At 54.3% G+C, this 1635-nt stretch carries 1 rRNA gene; it reads left to right on the forward strand.

Annotated elements, in window-relative coordinates:
- The first annotated feature begins 18 nt into the window (after positions 1-18).
- A 16S ribosomal RNA gene (locus ACTUHY_RS12725) occupies positions 19-1575 on the forward strand.
- The last annotated feature ends 60 nt before the right edge of the window (positions 1576-1635 follow it).

Genomic DNA, 1635 nt, shown 5'->3' on the forward strand with positions numbered 1-1635 from the left:
GGCTCTTCAAAATACTCTATTTTGGAGAGTTTGATCCTGGCTCAGGACGAACGCTGGCGGCGTGCTTAACACATGCAAGTCGAACGGAGAACTTTCTTCGGAATGTTCTTAGTGGCGAACGGGTGAGTAACGCGTAGGCAACCTGCCCTCTGGTTGGGGACAACATTCCGAAAGGGATGCTAATACCGAATGTGATCCTCTCTCCGCATGGAGAGAGGATGAAAGATGGCCTCTACTTGTAAGCTATCGCCAGAAGATGGGCCTGCGTCTGATTAGCTAGTAGGTGGGGTAACGGCTCACCTAGGCGATGATCAGTAGCCGGTCTGAGAGGATGAACGGCCACATTGGGACTGAGACACGGCCCAAACTCCTACGGGAGGCAGCAGTGGGGAATCTTCCGCAATGGACGAAAGTCTGACGGAGCAACGCCGCGTGAGTGATGAAGGCCTTCGGGTTGTAAAACTCTGTTGTCAGGGACGAACGTGCCGATTTATAATACACTTCGGCAGTGACGGTACCTGACGAGGAAGCCACGGCTAACTACGTGCCAGCAGCCGCGGTAATACGTAGGTGGCAAGCGTTGTCCGGAATTATTGGGCGTAAAGAGCATGTAGGCGGGCTTTTAAGTCCGACGTGAAAATGCGGGGCTTAACCCCGTATGGCGTTGGAAACTGGAAGTCTTGAGTGCAGGAGAGGAAAGGGGAATTCCCAGTGTAGCGGTGAAATGCGTAGATATTGGGAGGAACACCAGTGGCGAAGGCGCCTTTCTGGACTGTGTCTGACGCTGAGATGCGAAAGCCAGGGTAGCAAACGGGATTAGATACCCCGGTAGTCCTGGCCGTAAACGATGGGTACTAGGTGTAGGAGGTATCGACCCCTTCTGTGCCGGAGTTAACGCAATAAGTACCCCGCCTGGGGACTACGATCGCAAGATTGAAACTCAAAGGAATTGACGGGGGCCCGCACAAGCGGTGGAGTATGTGGTTTAATTCGACGCAACGCGAAGAACCTTACCAAGGCTTGACATTGAGTGAAAGGCTTAGAGATAAGCCCCTCTCTTCGGAGACACGAAAACAGGTGGTGCATGGCTGTCGTCAGCTCGTGTCGTGAGATGTTGGGTTAAGTCCCGCAACGAGCGCAACCCTTATCCTATGTTACCAGCACGCAACGGTGGGGACTCATAGGAGACTGCCAGGGATAACCTGGAGGAAGGCGGGGATGACGTCAAGTCATCATGCCCCTTATGTCTTGGGCTACACACGTACTACAATGGTCGGCAACAAAGGGCAGCGAAGCCGCGAGGCGGAGCCAATCCCAGAAACCCGACCCCAGTTCGGATCGCAGGCTGCAACCCGCCTGCGTGAAGTTGGAATCGCTAGTAATCGCAGGTCAGCATACTGCGGTGAATACGTTCCCGGGCCTTGTACACACCGCCCGTCACACCACGAAAGTTGGTAACACCCGAAGCCGGTGAGATAACCTTTTAGGAGTCAGCTGTCTAAGGTGGGGCCGATGATTGGGGTGAAGTCGTAACAAGGTAGCCGTTCGAGAACGAGCGGCTGGATCACCTCCTTTCTAGGGAGAACCGAAGGAGCCTGAGGGCTTGCTTCTATTCTTCGTCGACGCACATCTGTC

It is taken from the genome of Acidaminococcus nyctereutis, assembly GCF_052216985.1.
In the GTDB taxonomy this organism is placed as follows: Bacteria; Bacillota; Negativicutes; order Acidaminococcales; family Acidaminococcaceae; genus Acidaminococcus; species Acidaminococcus fermentans_A.